Source organism: Pseudoalteromonas amylolytica, from assembly GCF_001854605.1.
Lineage (GTDB): Bacteria > Pseudomonadota > Gammaproteobacteria > Enterobacterales > Alteromonadaceae > Pseudoalteromonas > Pseudoalteromonas amylolytica.
Map to the genome: position 1 here is coordinate 888,631 of NZ_MKJU01000025.1, position 18,252 is coordinate 906,882.

At 41.5% G+C, this 18,252-nt stretch carries 14 protein-coding genes and 1 riboswitch; of the genes, 3 read left to right on the forward strand and 11 right to left on the reverse strand.

Annotated elements, in window-relative coordinates; translation table 11 throughout:
• Window positions 1-14 precede the first annotated feature (14 nt).
• The 4 genes from BET10_RS10450 to BET10_RS10465 all read right to left on the reverse strand — a co-directional run bounded on the left by BET10_RS10450 (window position 15) and on the right by BET10_RS10465 (window position 5,450).
• Window positions 15-230, reverse strand: coding sequence for a hypothetical protein (locus BET10_RS10450; protein WP_070985487.1), 216 nt, complete (start codon window positions 228-230; stop codon window positions 15-17).
• A 120-nt stretch (window positions 231-350) separates the two neighbouring features.
• The gene (locus BET10_RS10455; RefSeq protein WP_070985488.1) at window positions 351-2,492 is read right to left on the reverse strand and encodes an ATP-binding protein; all 2,142 of its coding nucleotides are present in this window, start codon (window positions 2,490-2,492) and stop codon (window positions 351-353) included.
• Window positions 2,493-2,664: 172 nt separating this feature from the next.
• Window positions 2,665-3,393 carry an NAD(P)H-binding protein gene (locus BET10_RS10460; RefSeq protein WP_070985489.1) on the reverse strand — a complete coding sequence of 243 codons (729 nt, stop codon included), beginning with the start codon at window positions 3,391-3,393 and terminating at the stop codon, window positions 2,665-2,667.
• A 17-nt stretch (window positions 3,394-3,410) separates the two neighbouring features.
• Window positions 3,411-5,450 (reverse strand): winged helix-turn-helix domain-containing protein, encoded by a 2,040-nt coding sequence (locus BET10_RS10465; RefSeq protein WP_070985490.1) that lies wholly within the window; start codon window positions 5,448-5,450, stop codon window positions 3,411-3,413.
• Window positions 5,451-5,760: 310 nt separating this feature from the next.
• Here BET10_RS10465 and BET10_RS10470 point away from each other — a divergent pair, with 310 nt between their 5' ends.
• Window positions 5,761-6,486 (forward strand): substrate-binding periplasmic protein, encoded by a 726-nt coding sequence (locus BET10_RS10470; protein WP_070985491.1) that lies wholly within the window; start codon window positions 5,761-5,763, stop codon window positions 6,484-6,486.
• A 277-nt stretch (window positions 6,487-6,763) separates the two neighbouring features.
• Complete coding sequence (locus BET10_RS10475) at window positions 6,764-7,348, forward strand: hypothetical protein (RefSeq protein ID WP_070985492.1); 585 nt, start codon at window positions 6,764-6,766, stop codon at window positions 7,346-7,348.
• A 13-nt stretch (window positions 7,349-7,361) separates the two neighbouring features.
• Here BET10_RS10475 and BET10_RS10480 read toward each other — a convergent pair whose 3' ends face one another.
• The 4 genes from BET10_RS10480 to BET10_RS10490 all read right to left on the reverse strand — a co-directional run bounded on the left by BET10_RS10480 (window position 7,362) and on the right by BET10_RS10490 (window position 11,217).
• On the reverse strand, window positions 7,362-7,985 hold the full coding sequence (locus BET10_RS10480; RefSeq protein ID WP_070985493.1) for a LysE family translocator: 624 nt from the start codon (window positions 7,983-7,985) through the stop codon (window positions 7,362-7,364).
• Window positions 7,986-8,136: 151 nt separating this feature from the next.
• Window positions 8,137-9,711, reverse strand: coding sequence for a cryptochrome/photolyase family protein (locus BET10_RS10485; protein ID WP_070985494.1), 1,575 nt, complete (start codon window positions 9,709-9,711; stop codon window positions 8,137-8,139).
• On the reverse strand, window positions 9,704-9,862 hold the full coding sequence (locus BET10_RS21145; protein WP_083330501.1) for a DUF2256 domain-containing protein: 159 nt from the start codon (window positions 9,860-9,862) through the stop codon (window positions 9,704-9,706). Before BET10_RS21145 ends, BET10_RS10485 begins: the two co-directional genes overlap by 8 nt.
• Complete coding sequence (locus BET10_RS10490) at window positions 9,859-11,217, reverse strand: DASH family cryptochrome (protein ID WP_070985495.1); 1,359 nt, start codon at window positions 11,215-11,217, stop codon at window positions 9,859-9,861. The genes BET10_RS21145 and BET10_RS10490 overlap by 4 nt, the downstream gene beginning before the upstream one ends.
• A gap of 248 nt (window positions 11,218-11,465) precedes the next feature.
• On the opposite strand from BET10_RS10490, the gene BET10_RS10495 reads away from it, so the two are divergent.
• Entirely contained in the window at window positions 11,466-13,616 is a 2,151-nt protein-coding gene (locus BET10_RS10495) for a carbohydrate binding family 9 domain-containing protein (protein WP_070985496.1), read from the forward strand.
• 55 nt (window positions 13,617-13,671) lie between these two features.
• Here BET10_RS10495 and BET10_RS10500 read toward each other — a convergent pair whose 3' ends face one another.
• The 3 genes from BET10_RS10500 to nhaD form a co-directional block, all read right to left on the reverse strand.
• Complete coding sequence (locus BET10_RS10500; RefSeq protein ID WP_070985497.1) at window positions 13,672-14,994, reverse strand: sodium-dependent transporter; 1,323 nt, start codon at window positions 14,992-14,994, stop codon at window positions 13,672-13,674.
• Between the two features lie 206 nt (window positions 14,995-15,200).
• Window positions 15,201-16,547 (reverse strand): lysine-sensitive aspartokinase 3, encoded by a 1,347-nt coding sequence (gene lysC, locus BET10_RS10505; protein WP_070985498.1) that lies wholly within the window; start codon window positions 16,545-16,547, stop codon window positions 15,201-15,203.
• Window positions 16,548-16,633: 86 nt separating this feature from the next.
• Window positions 16,634-16,808, reverse strand: a riboswitch (Lysine riboswitch).
• A 119-nt stretch (window positions 16,809-16,927) separates the two neighbouring features.
• Window positions 16,928-18,175: a sodium:proton antiporter NhaD gene (gene nhaD / locus BET10_RS10510; protein WP_070985499.1), complete on the reverse strand. Its 1,248-nt coding sequence runs from the start codon at window positions 18,173-18,175 to the stop codon at window positions 16,928-16,930.
• Between the last annotated feature and the right edge of the window lie 77 nt (window positions 18,176-18,252).

An 18,252-nucleotide genomic window follows, 5' to 3' on the forward strand; every position in this document is an offset into this window, starting at 1 on the left:
GGATATTGCTGATATTAAGAAAAGAAGAAGTTAAATATACTTTCGATGGTCAAGTTATTTTCTTCTAGGCCGCCTTTTTGTGAGCGACCAGACAACAGCGCGTAAGGTTTAGCATCGCTCAGCTTAGTCATATTCACTGTTTCTGATTGTTTAGAAACGCCGACAAGCGCCACTAAAGATAATGACAGTGCCATAAAGGCCGTTGCTATCGCTTTCTTTTTTAATTGCATTTTTATTCCTTCTTATTCTAGTGTCAGAGTTGTTAGTCGCCATTATAGTACATGTACCCAAAAATGGCAGTTTCTATTTTTGAATAGACTCATGGCTTAAAACCACGTTTTTTGTTCTCACTACATGCCTTCAAAAGTTACTGTAAACTCGACTCCACCGAGCTCGCTTTGTTTAGCAGCAATACTTCCGCCATGTGCAAGTACTATTTGCTTACAAATAGCCAAACCCAGTCCTGATCCTCCTAAATCCCGAGCCCTAGATGACTCAACGCGATATAGCCTATCAAACACTTTGTCGAGCTCTGGCTCTTCAAGTCCAGGCTCAGAGTCAGATACAACGAGTTGCACTGATTGATTGCCAGCATCGGTTACTGTTTGCAGTGAAACCTGTGTTTGTCCGTTTTCATAGGTATACGCCAAGCTGTTATTGAGTAGATTTATAACGATTTGCTTGAACCGCTCAGGATCTACGTTGCACATCACAGACGTTATTGGTTTATGTATCAACAGCGCTTGATTTTTCTCTTTAAACTGCGCGTCAAAATCACCTATAACATCATCGAGCAACTCGCCCAGATCACATGTTTTCTTGGACAATTGCATAACGTTATTTTCGTACTGAGCGGAGTGATAAATATCGCGAATCAGATTATCCAACTGCGAGATTTTACCATGTACCTTTGCGTAAGCCTTATTTATATCTGGTTCAATATTATGCTCTAACAGCTCAATAGAAAGCTTTAATGCTGTTAAAGGCGTTCGAAGTTCGTGGGCAACGTCAGAAAGAAGTTGGTTTTTTTCTTCTAGGCTGTTTGTCAGCATTTGCGCTTTTAAATTAGCCATACGCTGTTTGGCCATCTGTCTAAAATAGATCATCAGCAAGATGCCAACGACCAACAACATCACCAGCATCACCACGCCTCTTTGCAATTTTAAATTATCTAGCTGGGCTTGTTGCAGTGCTTTTTCTTTTTGTAGCAAGCTCAGTGCTTGCTCTTGTCGAATAACTTCAACATTTTGTTTTAGCTTTTCGGTCTGCTGTTTTTCCAAATAATCATATAACTTTTGTTGAGTTACGAGAAAATCTTTAGTTGCTTGATGAGCTGCACTGATATCTCCAGAATCTTCATATAATTGTGCTCTAATTTTGTGAAGTTGTTGCTCATACTGTAAACCTAAGTTTTTCATCGCCAATAAAGTTGAGATTTGTTTTTGTGCTTCGTCAACTTGTTGTTGTTTAACAGCAATATCCAGTAATGTCATACGAACGGTATGCTCGGTACGCTTCGCGCTCGTTTCTAATGCCAATTGTAAAGCCTCTTCAGACAAACGTTTGGCTTGCGCTAGATTTTGTTCTGCTACATAGATTTGTGCCATATTACTGAGCTGCCAACTGGTATCGCTTTTCGCCTCCATCTTACGTGTTAACTCTAGCCCTTTTTGAATGTGCTCTTTGGCAAGTTCGAGTTGATTTAGAGCCAGATAAACTTGCCCAAGTTTACCGTGACTATTGGCTATGTGGTACGGATTACCCAAAGATTGGTCTACTTGTAATGCCTGTTTGAAATGCGATAGTGCGGCGGAATATTGCTTCATATCTCGGTAGATTTCACCGATGTTGTATAGTGAGTCCGAAATACCTTGTTGATTTGAATTTTCCCTGCGAATGATAAGAGAAGATTCATGATGTTTGAGGGCCAGCTCAAGGTTACCCATATAATCATACAATACCCCGATTTGGTTATGCATCGTCGCGCGTTTGGCCTTATCTTCCCAGCTATATTCCAACGCAAGTTTTGCATACACTAACGCCTGTCCATAATCAGCGTTTCTTCGATAGCTGCCACTTAACAAGGAATATAGATCAGCGCTCAGCATTGCGTGCTGGGATTTATTTTCACCGATTAGTCGTAAGCCTTCATCGGCCTTCGCCCTACTAAGTTTGATGTCACTTGTTCTATCTGCAACCATAGCAACCAGCAAAGCCGACTCTGCTCTTTGCACTGGGTACTCTTCAGCGCTATTGAGCGCATACAACATTTGCGCATTTTCTATGGCTTCATCGAATAGGCCCAAGTTGATTTGCGAATAAGTCAGGTAAAGATTAAACGTAAACCACGCTGTTCTGTTGTTTTCAAGGCTATATTGGGGATCTTTGAGCAAAGCCTGTGCATGGGTCAAAGAAGTATTTGGGTCTTGATTGAGTTGCTTTTTCAACTGTTGCTCTAGCGACTGCCAAGCCTCCTCAGCTGACAAGCTCATACTAAACAACAAAGAAACCAATACAATTTTTTTACATAAACAAATAAATTTACACAAAACAGAACCAAAAACACAATAAAGGCAAATATGATATTAGTTTAACCTAAATACACCAATAATGGAGCTATTCCAAAATTACAAATAATTACACAATGGAATTCAAGTAAACTTTTTAGGGTCCACTATTGTAGATTACAGGCATTTTACCCTGCCACTGACGCCACAGTTCATCTTCCGTGACCAATCTCTTCATGAAATTTGCAACATTAATGCGACTCGTTCTGAGCGCATCAAATACCACATTACTCGTCGGTGAGTGCTCTAAATAGTAGGTAGTCACCTCTTGCTCATCAAAAAGCGAATCAGGTCTAACACATACCCACTGTACATGTGGATGCTCTTTACCTACGTGAACTCTCAGATGAGCCGCGGCCAGCTCATTATCTACTTGAGGAGGTAACACTAGCCTTAACACAGCAACAACAACTCTTTGTGATAAAGGTACATATTCTTGAATATCGAGGTTGCTCACCCCTGTAGTACTCATAAGGATAACCTTAGTTTTTGTTCGCCTGTTTAACGAGCAAATGGCAGCTGTTACTTTCTTGATTGCATCGGCTACCAACTTGCGTGGTGAGCCGTATATGCCCTGAAGACTCAGATTGTGCCCAAGACAAGAAATAACCGTGTGGCATTGGCTAATGTAATCTGCAAGCTGTGCTACGCTAATTTGCGAAATCTCGGCTTTTACCTCTGAGTATTTTTCATGATGACCATATACACCTTGTAATGAGCTTTGTGGTCGAACAATCGCTATGACTTCGACATTATCGCTTAGCATCTGCGACACAGCGTGTTTGCCTGTTGCTCCGCTTGCGCCAATTATGAGCACCTTGCTCATGACTCTCTCCCGCTTTTTTACTTTGCTATGGTTCGATATACTTCACTTCGGTAATGGGTTTTGCCAGCGAAAAGTACGACTCCGTCAGCAACATCAAAGCCCAAATAAGTATTAAGAGGCTGCTTTGACAGCAATTGTAGTGAGTCCGAAATCTTATAAGTTGTCAGCGTCTCACCATATTTACTCACCACGTACAGCACATCATTTTCTATCAATATTTGTGAAAAATCAGGAACCTCCCCTACGGCATTCAAGTCCGCTAACGCAGGTGATGAGAATAATGTATCGGGTGATGTTTTATATAGTTTGTTGTGCTTGTCTATGTAGTAGTGATTAGATGGATTCTTTTGATCTGCCAAAACTATTACAATCCCATCGCCCAACTCCGCTACTTTTTGCAGATCACTATTGTAAATATTGACTTGTTTAGCAGTTTTAGATTTTAGTGTAACGGAAAACAACGTATTGCTCAGCCAGTGCTGCTTATACACATAACCGTCAATAAAAATGTCTTTCGCTTCACTTTGCTCACTTGTTGGTACAATCCACAGTCGATGTTTTTCTCTTAGCAACAAAAACGTATCATCACTAGACAAACTCATGGATTCTATTTGAACATTGTGTTCAAGCTCAGACACTAACTGCGATGTTTGCCCCGGAGCCTGAAAATATATTTGGCTAAGCCCTGCGCGATTAGACAAAAAGTAGTGGCCCTCTTTAGTATGGGCAAACTGTGGCGAGCGGTCTATCACACTACTGTTATCAAGCGCATAATTAGGCGTGAGCCATTTCAAATCTATATTCTTGTCACTACTTGTAAACACATAGTCTTGCGCATTGGGGTGTCGTACGATAGCACAGCATAATCTTTCATTAACGTTGCCAAGCAATGTGACTTCCCCGCCATCAAGTGCTTGGTATAATAGGCGGCTATTTGGAGCTGGGCTCACAAAAACCAGCCCTTCACCACTGTGGTCCCATATCACTCGATCCAATACAGTATTGAATTCTTTGGCCTTACTAACCAGTTGACTGCTTGGGTCGTACACAAATGCGGCCGTTCGACCATCAAAAGAATGGGCATTTAGTAATATTTGCTCATTATGTGGATGCAAATCAATTGAGATAATGCGCCATTGCCTATCCAGTTCAATATTGACCCGTTCAAGCTTTCCCTGTGCATCAACCATATACAACTGGTTATTATGCTCGTGCATTTTGGGATGTGCTAAAATGTACAAACTATCAATATCTTTAGCCATAATACTTTGATGAACAGTCAAGTCACCACATAAGCCTAACGTCGTGACATCTCCCGTAAAGCGTTTAGCCTGAACATCAAGCTCAGCACTATGCCAGCCGCACTGTTCCGATTCATAGCCATAATATATGAGTTTGCCATTTTCATAACCAACAAGCTGCTCTAAGAACTTTCCTTGTGTGTCTATTTCAATTGGCAAAGTTCCCGTATTGGCAAGACCTTCACTTATCCATAGCTCTTTGCCACGTAGTGTCGAATTTATAAATAGTAAACTATCTGAACCGTCAACAAATATCGGTGTCAACTTTGAGCCGTGGAACCTTGAAAGTGTGGCGGTATCACCAAAGGTTTTATTGGACGTATTTGTATATATTGCAAACATTGCCAAAATGAATACTAACAATGTACCGATAAACAGCCAGACTAACGACGTCGTGTTTCGCTTTCCAGAAGTAACGACACTCGCTGTACTGCTTGCATGCTCAACAACCTTAACGGGGGCTACAAATCGATACCCTGATTTGGTAACAGTTTGGATGTACTTGGGCTCTTTTGCGTCATCGCCCAAAGCTTTTCGCAAATTTGCTACTAGCTTGTTTATGGCGTTGTCGGTGACTATTACACCTTGCCAAATATGCTCTTGTAGCTCGTCACGGTTGACTACGCGTTGAGGATTTTCTATTAAAAAAACCAGTAAAGCTAGTTGCCTTGGATCAAGCACAACTTCTTGCTGGTTTTTCGTTAATTGGGATAAAGCTAAATTAAACTGAAACTCACCAAATTCTATGACTGACATTTATCTTTCTTATACTTCTTATTTTGCGCGCTTTAGCATACTAGGTTTTTAAAAAATTAATGCAAACGTAAATATGTATTAAATTGTGAATTGCACCATATTTATGCAGGATCTCACATAAAACATTGCCCAATTTGTACACAACAGGTCTATATCGGCAGTTATGCTCTTGTGTTTACATGAATTGTGCTGCTTATTAAATGACAATGAATTGGCCAAGACAAAGCCCATGGATTCTTGATTTGCGCTCAGGCTCTAAGCTCAATTGCGCTATAATTCTTGGAGGTGCATTTTAAACCTTCACAGCTTCATGAAATACATTATTTTGTTTCTATTACATTTATCCTTTACTTGCTTTGCCCAGCAGTATCATTTTGCTGCTATAAATCACCTTATTGAACAAGAAGTTGGTAGAATTGTTTTAACTGAAGTTTACCAACAACTTGGCATTCAAATAACAATAACTCCTCTGCCAGGAAAGCGCGCCCACCATAAAGCTTCGATTGGCGCATATGATGGCGAGATCATGCGTATTTACAGCTATGGCGAAGAAACACCCAGCGTGACACGCGTACCCACACCCTACTACTATTTAGAAACCATGGTATTTACCCGAAAAGACAGTGGTATTGTCATAAATACAGCAAATGATCTCAGCCGGTATCAGGTAGTCAAAGTACGAGGCGTTAAACACACACAAAATATTACTCGGGGTATGGAGAATGTTACCGACACTGATAACACCGCACAGATGCTAAGATTGGTCAACACAGGTCTTGCAGACGTGGCTTTGACCAATAAAATGGATGGTTTAGTTACGCTAAGAAGTCTTGGCATGTCTGGTGTAGTAGCCCACCCAAAAAGTCTAAACCGACAGACCCTCTATCACTATATTCGCAACGAACATGTTGAACTCATAAACAAGGTAGACTGTAAGCTCAAGGAGCTGCAACAAAGTGGCGAACTGGACAAACTTATTGAACGAGCTGAACAACAGGTTTTCAAACTAAAAGCCAACCATACGCCCACTTTCTAAGCCTGTTCATGGCTCGTTTATTGCCCATATCGCAAACTCTCATGTAACGTTGCTTTATATTGTTGCTATTTTCAGTCTAATTCTAAGCTAAATCTCGGCTTAATTCTGCCGATAAGATTATAAACGCATAAGACTTAATGAGTAATTTTTATATTTAGCTGTCTGTAATAGGCTGTAATCGCCAATTATTGTGAATGGTCGTACACTCATTTTAAGTGCTATAAGCGGTACAAAGTATGCATATTTTTACCTACAACACTTTTAGCGGAATAACACTATGAAGCTTTCAAAGGAAGAAACAAAATTTATCTATCAAGTGTTACAAGAAGAAAGTAAGCCTCATTTTGATGTTTGCCTCGAAGAAAAGCATGCTTCACAGCTAAAACTATGGTTACATACACTTCGTCAAGCCACTGATATTCAAGTGGTTGCTAAGGTAAACTCAGAGGTTGTTTATTTTCCCGCCCATTTGCACACATCCGAGGCTGGACTGCCGACCTTTTCATGTGATCTACCAAATATTTTTGCCGCGCAGTCGAGTAATCGCCACTGGATAACTAAGAGACTCACCGGCATTGTACTTAAGAGCGACACAGTCAGTACGCCCTTTAATGTTTTATCATTGTCACTTTCAGGTCTTGTGATCCGTACACACCCCTTCATGGCCATATCCCTATATGATGCCCTGACGCAAGGAAAAGTCACTCTTCACCTACCCAATAACCGAAGCGCTCAGTTTGAAGTAGACATCTCAAAAATAGTTAACGACACCACAGTGTCGTTAGAAATCATGGACATTCACGAAGGACTAGAGGAGTTAAAACAGGTTATCTTTGAGTTATATAGTAAAAATTTAGCTTAACCAATTCTGTTGTTTAAGAGAGTTGCGTCACGACTACCCTTAACGCTAACAACAAGAATACAACCCCCAAGGCTTTATCGATTATTTGCTGTTTAGAAGCCAAATCGAACCTTTGTTTGGCCCTTGCTGTTAATACCGATACGAAAAAGTACCATAAGGTATCTATCACCAGCACCGTTGCACACATTATGGCTGCGGTGTAAACGGTCATTTTGTCTGGATCAATAAATTGAGAAAATAGGGCCAAAAAGAATATCGCCAGCTTAGGGTTCAAAAATGCAATCGCAAATCCATCTTGCGCAGCTTGTTTGAAATTAACTTGGCTAACAGACTGTTGAACATTAATACCACTAGAGGTGCTGGTAAGAATTTTAATGCCCATATATGCTAAGTAAATAGCGCCGCCTATAACTAACCCCTGAAATAGTAATGGATAATGAGTGATAAGCCCAGCTAGGCCAAGGAGCGACAAAACCGCATAGAGCCCGACTCCCATGCCATGAGATACACTTGCAACAATACCATGTAAAGCACTGTTATATAGTGAATGCCTAAGTACCACAGCTAAACTTGGACCAGGTGACATAGCACCCAGAATACAGATGGTGGCCAAACTCAACCAAGTTGACAGTTCCATAGTAATCCTTTTCGCAAAAAACCGTATGGTAAGCCATCTAAAATTGGAAATCAGCTTTTTGCGCTAACTAAATAATTAACACTGTTCACCGAGCTAAACTAAACTGTCAAGCCCCTTTACAGCTTCTATAGTGGGCGATAGAGCTAAATAATTATAAGTTCTCAATATTCAATATGTAGTCTTCGGCTTGCGCAAGAATTTCCTTGCGTTGTTCACCTGATTTTTTTAGCCAATTAGCATATATCACTCTATTTCTAGGATTTTTTGCAAAATCCTGCTGGTTTTTATCCATAAACCGCCAGTAAAGCGAATTCAATGGACACGCATTTAGCCCAGAGGCTTGGTTCACTTTATAGTAGCATTGTGAGCAGTAATCAGACATATTTTTTACATAATTACCACTTGCTGCGTAGGCTTTAGAACCCACAATACCGCCATCAGCAAACTGGCTCATACCACGAGTGTTTGGCATTTCTACCCACTCTATCGCATCAATGTAAATACCTAAGTACCATTGTTCCACCATGTCTGGGTCTACTCCTGCGAGTAAGCAAAAGTTACCTGTTACCATCAAACGCTGTATATGATGCGCATAAGCTTCGTCTAAAGACTGACCGATAACGTGTTTCAGACAGTTCATTTGTGTTTCACCAGTCCAAAAGAAATCAGGCAGCTTACGAGTGGCAGACAAACTATTTAACTGTGAGTAGTGTGGCATATTGGCCCAGTAAATCCCCCTGACAAACTCTCGCCAACCAATTATTTGTCTAACAAACCCTTCAATCTGAGATAAGGATATTTTTGCCTTGTGTTGTTCATAGTAAGCCAATGCTGCATTAACGACATAGGCAGGGCTAATCATTTTAGCGTTCATAGCAAATGACAAACGGGAGTGAAACAAGCTCCATTGTCGCTTATCAAAGGCGTTATCTATTTGGCAACTCATTGCATCCTGATATTCTCCAAATCTCGGTAGACATTGCTTGCAAAAGAAAGTCACCAATTGCTTTGCTTGCGCCCTCGTTACAGGCCAGCCTATAAAATCTTGACTCTTACCTATCGTTTTAACGGAATGCCTTTTTAGCCGTGCCAGTATTTCGCGAACATCATTTTCAAATAACAAAGGCGATGGCACGGCGTTGAAGTCTTGTGGTTTTAATTTGTTTCGATTGTTAGCATCAAAGTTCCAGCGTGCCCCTTGCGGTTCATTACCATTCATGAGAATGTTAAATTTCTTTCTTATGCGACGATAGAAAGCTTCCATCCGATGATGCTTACCGGCTGTAAACTCTTGTTTTATTGCACTTTCATTAAGATAAAAGTGTTCCGTCTCATAATACATGCTGGTGACATTGAGCTCAGTTGTAAACGCTTGCAACTGTCGCCTCAATCGATATTCGTCAGGTAACTGATATTCGAATTGACTTGCCCCGTATTGGTCTATCAAATAAGTAAGCAATTCAGGTAAAGATGAATAAGCTTGCGTGTCGTCGAGCGTCAAGTGAAGGACATGATGCCCAGCTTGACTGAGCGCTTGTGCAAAATGTTGCATGGCACAGAAAAATGCACACACTTTTTGAATGTGGTGCTGTACATAAGCTGTTTCTTGATGAAGCTCTGCTATAACATATAGCGTGTGTTCATTTTTATCTTTAAACCAACTGTGCTGTGGGTTTAGCTGATCTCCAAGAATAAGCCTTATGCACCTGTATGAGTTATTATTCATTACTGCTATCTCTATCAATTAAACGCTTATTATTGGCACATCGCTTAGAGCAATATTTGACATGCGGCCAATCCTTTTGCCACTTTTTTCGCCAAGTGAATGGCCGCTTGCAACAAGGGCAGAGTTTGACGCTCAGTTGACTCTTGTTCATTTCGGTAATGGCCAGTCGGATTCATCTACACCGTCATATGCTATTTCCTTTTGTGCATGACCGCGCCATTTCTTTACAAACTCACCATCAGGGTCATATAACTGCGCCTGTTTTGGAATGTTGAAATGGCGACCACCACGAGGGTCTACGCCAACGCCCGCGATGTACTGCCAATTCCCCCAATTGGATGCAACATCATAGTCAATCAATTGCTGTTGAAAGTAAGCGGCCCCATAGCGCCAGTCAACGCTCAGTTCATTCACCAAACAACTGGCAACTATTTGCCGCCCTCTATTTGACATATATCCTGTTTCATTTAATTGCCTCATACAGGCATTCACCAAAGGAAATGACGTTTGCCCTGCACACCAAGCTGCAAACCTGCGAGAATAGAAGCTAGTCAACGGCTTGCTGTTTCCGCCACCGTTAAACAAAAAGAAGGACTTGCCTTTTACCTTGATTAACCATTGAAAATACTCGCGCCATAATAGTTCAAACTTAAGCCAGTAAGTTGAGTCATTTTTATGTCGATTACGCTCATATTCCTCTATCGCGAGCCAAATCTGTTTAGGTGAAAGGTTGCCAATGGCTAAATACGCACTGAATTTTGTGGATTTACTAAAGCCATCTAGTTCGTTTCTGGTTTCTTTATAGGTAGACGGGGCATAGGATTCAAAATACGTCTTTAGATGGTGCTGTGCTCTGTGCTCTCCGCCAGTTATAAAGCCAGCACCATTAGTATCAAATGGTACAATACTATCGTTCATTTTTGATAAGACTTCACTACAGTGCCCGGCGTGTTCTGGGCAAAGAAAAGCAGTCCCTTGCAACCCCGCAGGATGTTGGAACACATTTTTTGTAAAAATTTCTAAAGGCCGTTTTTCGACGAAGTTTCTAAATGTAGAAAATGACCGCATTGGTATCTCTAACTCTTCAACTTGGTCATTGTTGAACAATGTGGTTTGGCTAAATTGCTTTACCGTAACCGATTCATTACGCTGGCATATGCGCTCTAAAATGCGCTGCTCGTAAATACCGAATTGCTGCGAAAGCACCAAGGCCTCAATATTGTAACTTTCAATAAACTCAGTGAGCTTTTCGCTCGGCTCACCCACTAGCAAATGCAGATGATGACCAAACTTTCTCAGTTGTTCGCTCAAATCTTTCAGGGCATCACATACAAAGCGCCATCGATGTGTTCCCACAGCCATGTGATTGTAGTTGTTTTGCGCAAACCATGATGGGTTAATCACATAAACAAACACGACTTCATCGTGAGCCTTTGTAGCCCAATCAACACCTTGATTACAGGTAAGTCGAAGATCTTGCGTAAACCAATAAAGCGCCCTACTCATAGATAATTGTGCTCCCTCTGATATCTAATTATTACCTTCTGTGTGTTCACTACGAATTACTGTTAATTAAAGTTCACAACTAAGATTTTTTATTTGTTCCAAAACAAAAAACAAACCCTACTTTTCAACTAGTTATCGAAAAATATCGTGCATCATCACATCTTTGTCACCAGATTTCCTTGCTTTTTCATGCCTTTATCTGCTTTTGCCAAGAACATAGTCAGCAAGTTTTTTTGCAGGATAACCATATGAAATATGCAAACTACGTTTGCTTGGCAATAGCATTATCAAGCCTATCGGTAAATGCCGACCAAACATATCAACGCGCTCCCATCGAGATTGCCAAACTTACCCAAGCACCGATCATAAATGGCAATATCACCGCAAGCGAATGGAGGGACGCAGCTGTCATTGAACAGTTTGTTGAATTTCGTCCTAATCTAGGTGACACCCCTCTATACCCAATCAAAGCGTGGGTCGCGTATGATGAGTCTTACTTTTATGTCGCAGCCGAAATATCACAACCTCAACAGAGCATTACAGACCGAGTCTTAACGCAAGGCGATAACATTTGGAACGAAGACTATTTCGGTATTACACTCGATACAAACTTTGATAAACGTGATGCATACCTGTTTCATGTTTCTCCTTCAGGTGTGAGAGAAGACGGACTTATCGATGGTACCCAGTACATTGGACAATGGAGTACGATTTGGTATGCCAAAAACCAACGCACACAAAATGGATGGAGCGTTGAAATGGCCATTCCTATGCAATCACTCTCATTTGACCCGAGTAAATCAGACTGGGGACTTCAACTTAGGCACAAACTGTCAAAACCCTATAAACAAATCTATTGGAACGTGAATGACCCCTCGAACTGGGGCTGGACAGCACCACAAGTTGGTAAAATCACTAACATTCATGGCCTAACACAAGGTAAAGGAGTTGAAATCAAAACGGGGCTAAGCTTTAAAGACAACCAAGAATCAAGTAAGTGGACGCCTTCGCTCGATGCATTTTATAAATTCTCTCCGAATATCACCGGCGTGCTGACGTTGAACACCGATTTCTCGGGAACGGATGTGGATGAAGTAGATATCAATATGACGCGATTTAGTCAGTTTTTTGAGGAAAAACGCGACTTTTTTTTACAAGACAGCCAAGTGTTTAGTTTTGGTGATTTTAGTAACTATGACTATAACGGCATGCCATTTTATTCTCGTCGCATCGGTCAAGGACCACAAAGTGGTGTATTAGATATAGATTGGGGAACCAAGTTTACAGGCAAAGTAGACGGTACCAGCTTTGGCGTATTAAGCGTTAACCAAGAAAAAGATGGCTCAGTTGATGATACGACCCAACTGAGTGTAGCGCGAGTTAAACAACAGCTAGGCCAACACCATCAAGTAGGTGCCATTATCACCGATGGCAGCGCAGATGGCGGTGATAATTCTGGGCTATTTGGAGTTGATTATCGTTATGAAAATAGCATTTTTGGCGATCAACAAATTCGAGCCTACGCGTGGTATCAGGAAACTGAAAAACAACACCATGACGACGATACGATAGCCTATGGCGCACAAATTACATTACCGAATGACAAAATTTATGCCAGCGCAATATATCGCTATTTAGGCGAAGACTTTAACCCCGCATTGGGCTTTGTTAACCGCAATGGTATTAACTATTACGAATGGGTCTCCCACCTTAGACACCGCCCCAAAACTGGCTTTCTTAGCAACTACATTAACTACTATCAAGTTAACTACAACTATTTTCAGCGCAACGATGTAGACAACAACTGGCTCAGCAAGATGTACACCATTCGACCAATGCGCATACAGATGAAGGATTCCTCGGTATTTCAAATACAGTATGACGCTCGCACAGAGCGGTTAAAAAATCGCTATGCTATGGGCCGACGCATAGGCTTTGCAGCAAAGGATTATCACTTCGACCAATGGTCAGTATTTTACCAAACTTCAACTAACCAAAGTGTATTTGGTAACATTAAACTGACGACAGGTGAATTTTATGACAGTGACAGGCAAGAAGTGCTTGCTGAGCTAAACTACAAACCTAATAAACATGTCATGCTACAGCTCAGTAGAAACCATCACTACTACGCACAAAGTGTACTAAGTGAAAATATGTACAGTACACGGTTAAAGGCAAATATTTCATTTAATGAGGAGTGGTCTTGGAATACCATGATTCAGCACAATACACGCTCTGACAACCTATCGATTTTTAGTCGACTACGCTACCAAAGTGCGCCTGATGAATTATACCAAGTAAGTATCAATAAGGGCTACGACTTGGAAGATGGTTGGCATCAGCGACAAAGCTATTTTGATGAAAAAACCATTAAGGTTAATTACATCAATCGCTGGTAATTTGATTAGGCCTATGGAACGTAAAAAGGCGCTATTAGCGCCTTTTCATGTGTATTTATTTTACCGCAACATTAAGAAAAACAGCACTCATCAAGACTGGACACACAAAACGTACATATTGTGCAAACCAATAATGCTTGCCTTTACTTTCTGAACGTAACTGATTACCACGCTTCCACATCCAACCTACAGTAATAAAATAAAACAACCCCATCAGCGGTAACTGATACTGCGTAAACAAGGTAATTACCAACCCAAATAGCCAGTCAAAGTTAAAGATTATGGTTGTAGCCACCACCATTATTACCACCGTCACCCACCAAGTTGCAGTTTTGCGCTGCAAACCATGATTTTCAACAAGGAATGAAACCGGTATTTCTGTTGAAGAAATGGTAGATGTGAGTGATGCAATCGACATCAGGACAAAAAACGTCAGGCCCACCCATAAACCAATTGCCCCCATACTTGAAAATAGCTCTGGTAACACGGCAAAAATTAAACGCCCCTCACCTATTAGCTTACCATCTTGGAACACTTGAACACCGTTATGTTGCGCTACAAATACCGCCGGAATGATTAATAACCCAGCTAAGAATGCAACGCCAGTATCTAACGCTGCAACGCTAAAGGTCAATTTAGGCAAGTTCTCATTCGGCTTGAGGTATGAACCATAGATCATCATACAGCCAACCCCGAGCGACAATGAGAAAAACGCTTGTCCCATCGCGGCAATGATCAGATCAGGGTCTGTAATTTTTGCAAAATCAGGTTTTAGGTAAGCACTAAACCCTTCGGCTGCCCCATCTAGAGTGGCGATGTAAGCAATTAAGGCAACCAACAACAACAGCAGCATTGGCATCAAGCGCCGTGACCAAGCTTCAATACCAGATTTAACACCTTTGAGAATAATGCTGGCAGTTAGTAGTAGCATCAGTGGTGTAAAAATTAAATTGCGTGCCGTCGAATCGCCCTGCAAAAATGCATTTATTTGTTCAAAGCCCATTGCTCTGCTAATAGGCTCTAGTGAATAGGCTAGCATCCAGCCTGCAACAATTGAGTAAAAGCTAAGCATCACAATCGCACCACTCAGACCAAGATAGCCGGCCGCAGCGCCTACTTTAGGGGCCTTTTCTTGCCAAGCTTGACGCAGTGCATTAACAGGGTTGGATTGTGCCTGATGGCCAAGATAGAGTTCAGTGTAAAGCGCGGGAAGCGCTAACAAAAAAATAACAATAAAGTAAACAAGTAAGAACGCCCCACCGCCGTGGTTCGCCGCTTGTGTGGGAAATCCCCATATATTACCTAGTCCTACCGCAGCACCTGCCGCAGCGAGTACAAAGCCAATTCGGCTTTGAAAACCATCTCGCAATTGAGCCATAGAAAGTCTAATTTAGTTATTGTTTTAGGGGGCCGATTATACTCAAGTTGTTAAAAAATGCGAATATAATAGGTCCAGATCAGCACTTTAATTATGCCCTGTCAAAGTAGTTAATGGTCTGATTAATAAAGCGTTGATACTTACTCAATGTGACAAATAACAAATACCAGCTATGGCAACCATATGATTGCCATAGTGTGAGTTATTTACGCCGTCTCTAATAACCTTGCGTGAATAGATTGCACGACATGATCTGAATGGGGTTGCTCAACTAGAAAACACAAGTTGTGTTTACTTGCACCGTGACAGATCAAACGTATATTGAAATCGGATAACACTTGCATTAGGTTTATTTCATGCTGCTTTAGCTGAATTTCAGACCCAATCAGCGCGACAAGCGTCAGATTATTTTCAACCGTTACTTGGCAAAACTCACTGAGTTCTTCCAAACACGCCTGGTCCAGCTCAGGGCGCGATGCGTTTTGGGCATTATCAAGCGTAATCGCAACACTGATCTCTGACGTTGTAACTAAGTCAACAGAGATGTTATATGCACTTAAAATTGTAAATATACGCGCTAAAAAGCCGCTCGCGAGTAGCATTTCAGGGCTCTTTAAGGTCAACAGTATTTGGTTTTTTCGCTGAGTTACAGCGCGAATGCCCGGCGTACTAGACTTTTCTTTTTCAATCCATGTACCGCCCGCTTGAGGGTCTCGACTAGAACCCACAAACACCGAAATACCACTTCGACTTGCGGGCAATATCGTAGCTGGGTGCAATACTTTCGCACCGAACGTTGCCATTTCAGCGGCTTCATCAAAGCTTAATCGGGCGATCGGTGTTGCCTTGTTACATAGTCTCGGATCGGTACTAAATATCCCCACTACATCGGTCCATATGTGCACACTTTTGGCTTTTATAGCTTCTGCGAGTAAGGCTGCACTATAATCCGATCCCCCTCTGCCAAGCGTTGTTGTTTGCCCATATTGGTCACTACCGATAAAACCTTGCGTGACGGAAACATGCTCACCAAGCAATGGCATTAAGTGTTTATGCGCAGCAACCGCAGTAGCAGCAATATCAGGCGTTGCTTTACCAAAGCGATTGTCTGTTTTAAGTACTTTTCGCACGTCAAAACGCTGCGCTGAAACACCTAAATTTCTCAACACCTGTGTGAACAGATATGAAGATAAACGCTCTCCAAAACTCAGCATTTCGTCACACTGTTGTGCGCTGAGTGCTGGTAATGCCGCCAACGTTTTAAATTCCGTGATGGTTTGCTCAAACCCTTGTGCAAGATCAGCATCTAGCGACAGCTCTGCTAAAATCGCATCTTGAATATCAAGTACGGCTTGCACGAGCTCTAAACGCTGTTGCTCATCGGCTTTTTGCTGCGTAAGTGTAACAAGATGATTGGTTACACCAGCACTGGCACTGACTGCCACAACACGTACTTGTGTATCATCTTTAATGATTTTTGCACAGCGTTGCATGGCTGGATAATCGGCTACACTGGTTCCGCCAAACTTTGCGACTGTGTACTGCGAGTTCATTATATCTCCTTGTGACCGCATTTCGATGGGTCAATTCAAAAAGGAGAACTTGGCAATTGAAGGTACAAAAAGTATGTGAAATGACCTTTGCCAGAAGCTCTCCACCATTAAAACGGTGACAGTTCCGAGGATTCAGCCTCGTAAACCGAAAAGTCACAGCGACGTACTACAACTTTCCTCGGCGAGTACTTCCCTCTAAAGCAGTCACAGGCTTTCGTCACCTACCGCTAAATACCTAAGCATCGCACCTCTTCTGTTTATTTTGCGTTATTAAACCTGAATAACAGCAAAATAAAAGCCCACTCACAGAGCGGGCTTGTAAAAAATATCTTTTAGCCGTCTAGGTGTCAAGTTTTTATTATCGAGACACCTAAAAAACGTTAAATAAACTGGCCAGACAGATATGCACCAACATAACCAATGCTGTAAGCAATCAGCAGGTACAGTGACATGCGCAAATAGCTCATAAATGTTAGCGCCTTAACTTTGCTCATCGCGATAATACCCGCCGCAGAGCCAATCACCAACATTGAACCACCCACACCCGTTGCATAGGTAAACATCAACCATTGCTGCGCGGTCATGGTAATATCAGCTTTTAACAAAGCGGCTGTAAGTGGTACGTTATCAACCGCTGCAGAGAGTAGTCCCATTAGATAGTTGGCATACTCAGGGCTCATGTAAACATACAAATCTGTGAACATTGCAAGCACACCCACCTCTTTTAATGCCCCAACTAATAGCAATACACCAACAAAGAACAGCAAGGTGTCATATTCAATCTCTCGAATGTAATCGATAATTTTTTTGTTTACATCTTTTTTTCGCATTAGGAACTGCGCTACCAAGAACATCAATGACAGACCAAACAAAAATGTTAGTAACGGTGGCACTTGATATTGAACGCTCAGAAATAAAGTGGCAAAAATGGTCGTCATAAAAATAACCGCGATTGTAATGTCGGTTTTTTCTATGCGACGCAGCTCCGCTTTTTGAAACTCTAAGGTATTGTTCATACCAATCGACAGCATAGCAGCCAGTGCTATTACGCTCACAAGGGCTGGCGCTATCAATAACAACAAATCAGGAATAGTTACTTTATCCGCTAAAAATATCATCAGCGTGGTTACGTCCCCTGTGATCAGTGATACCCCGCCACTGTTGACACTAAAAATAATCAAAGTGGCATACTTAATAAGTTTTTTAGGGTCTAATTTCAAAGACATAACAACTGCCAGCGAAATCAAAGTGGCGGTAATATTGTCAGAAATCGACGAAAACACAAAAGCTGAGATCCCCACCAAAAACATCAGCTTTCTTTCGCTTATCTGTGCGGGCATGACACGATGTACGATGTTCTGGATAAATCCTTTGGAGTTTAAATAGGCCACAAATGTCATCGCAGCCATCAAGAAAAGCCATAGTGTGGCGATTTCAAGAATGTTATGATCTAGCTGATGTTGTACAGTTTCTGGGCTTTGACCATGAATTGGGGAGATAAAAGCGATAATCCAACATAAAGTACCAAAAAAAAGGGTAGTTTTGGCCTTGTTTACATGGATGATATCCTCTATAACGATAAGCAAGAACGCAATCGCTATCAGGGTAAGGATAATGGGCGTAACCATATTGCGTAAACAACCTGTAAGTAAAAGTAAATAAATTTGAAGGTAACGTGTAAGTCGGCGCGAAGAATAGCATTTGC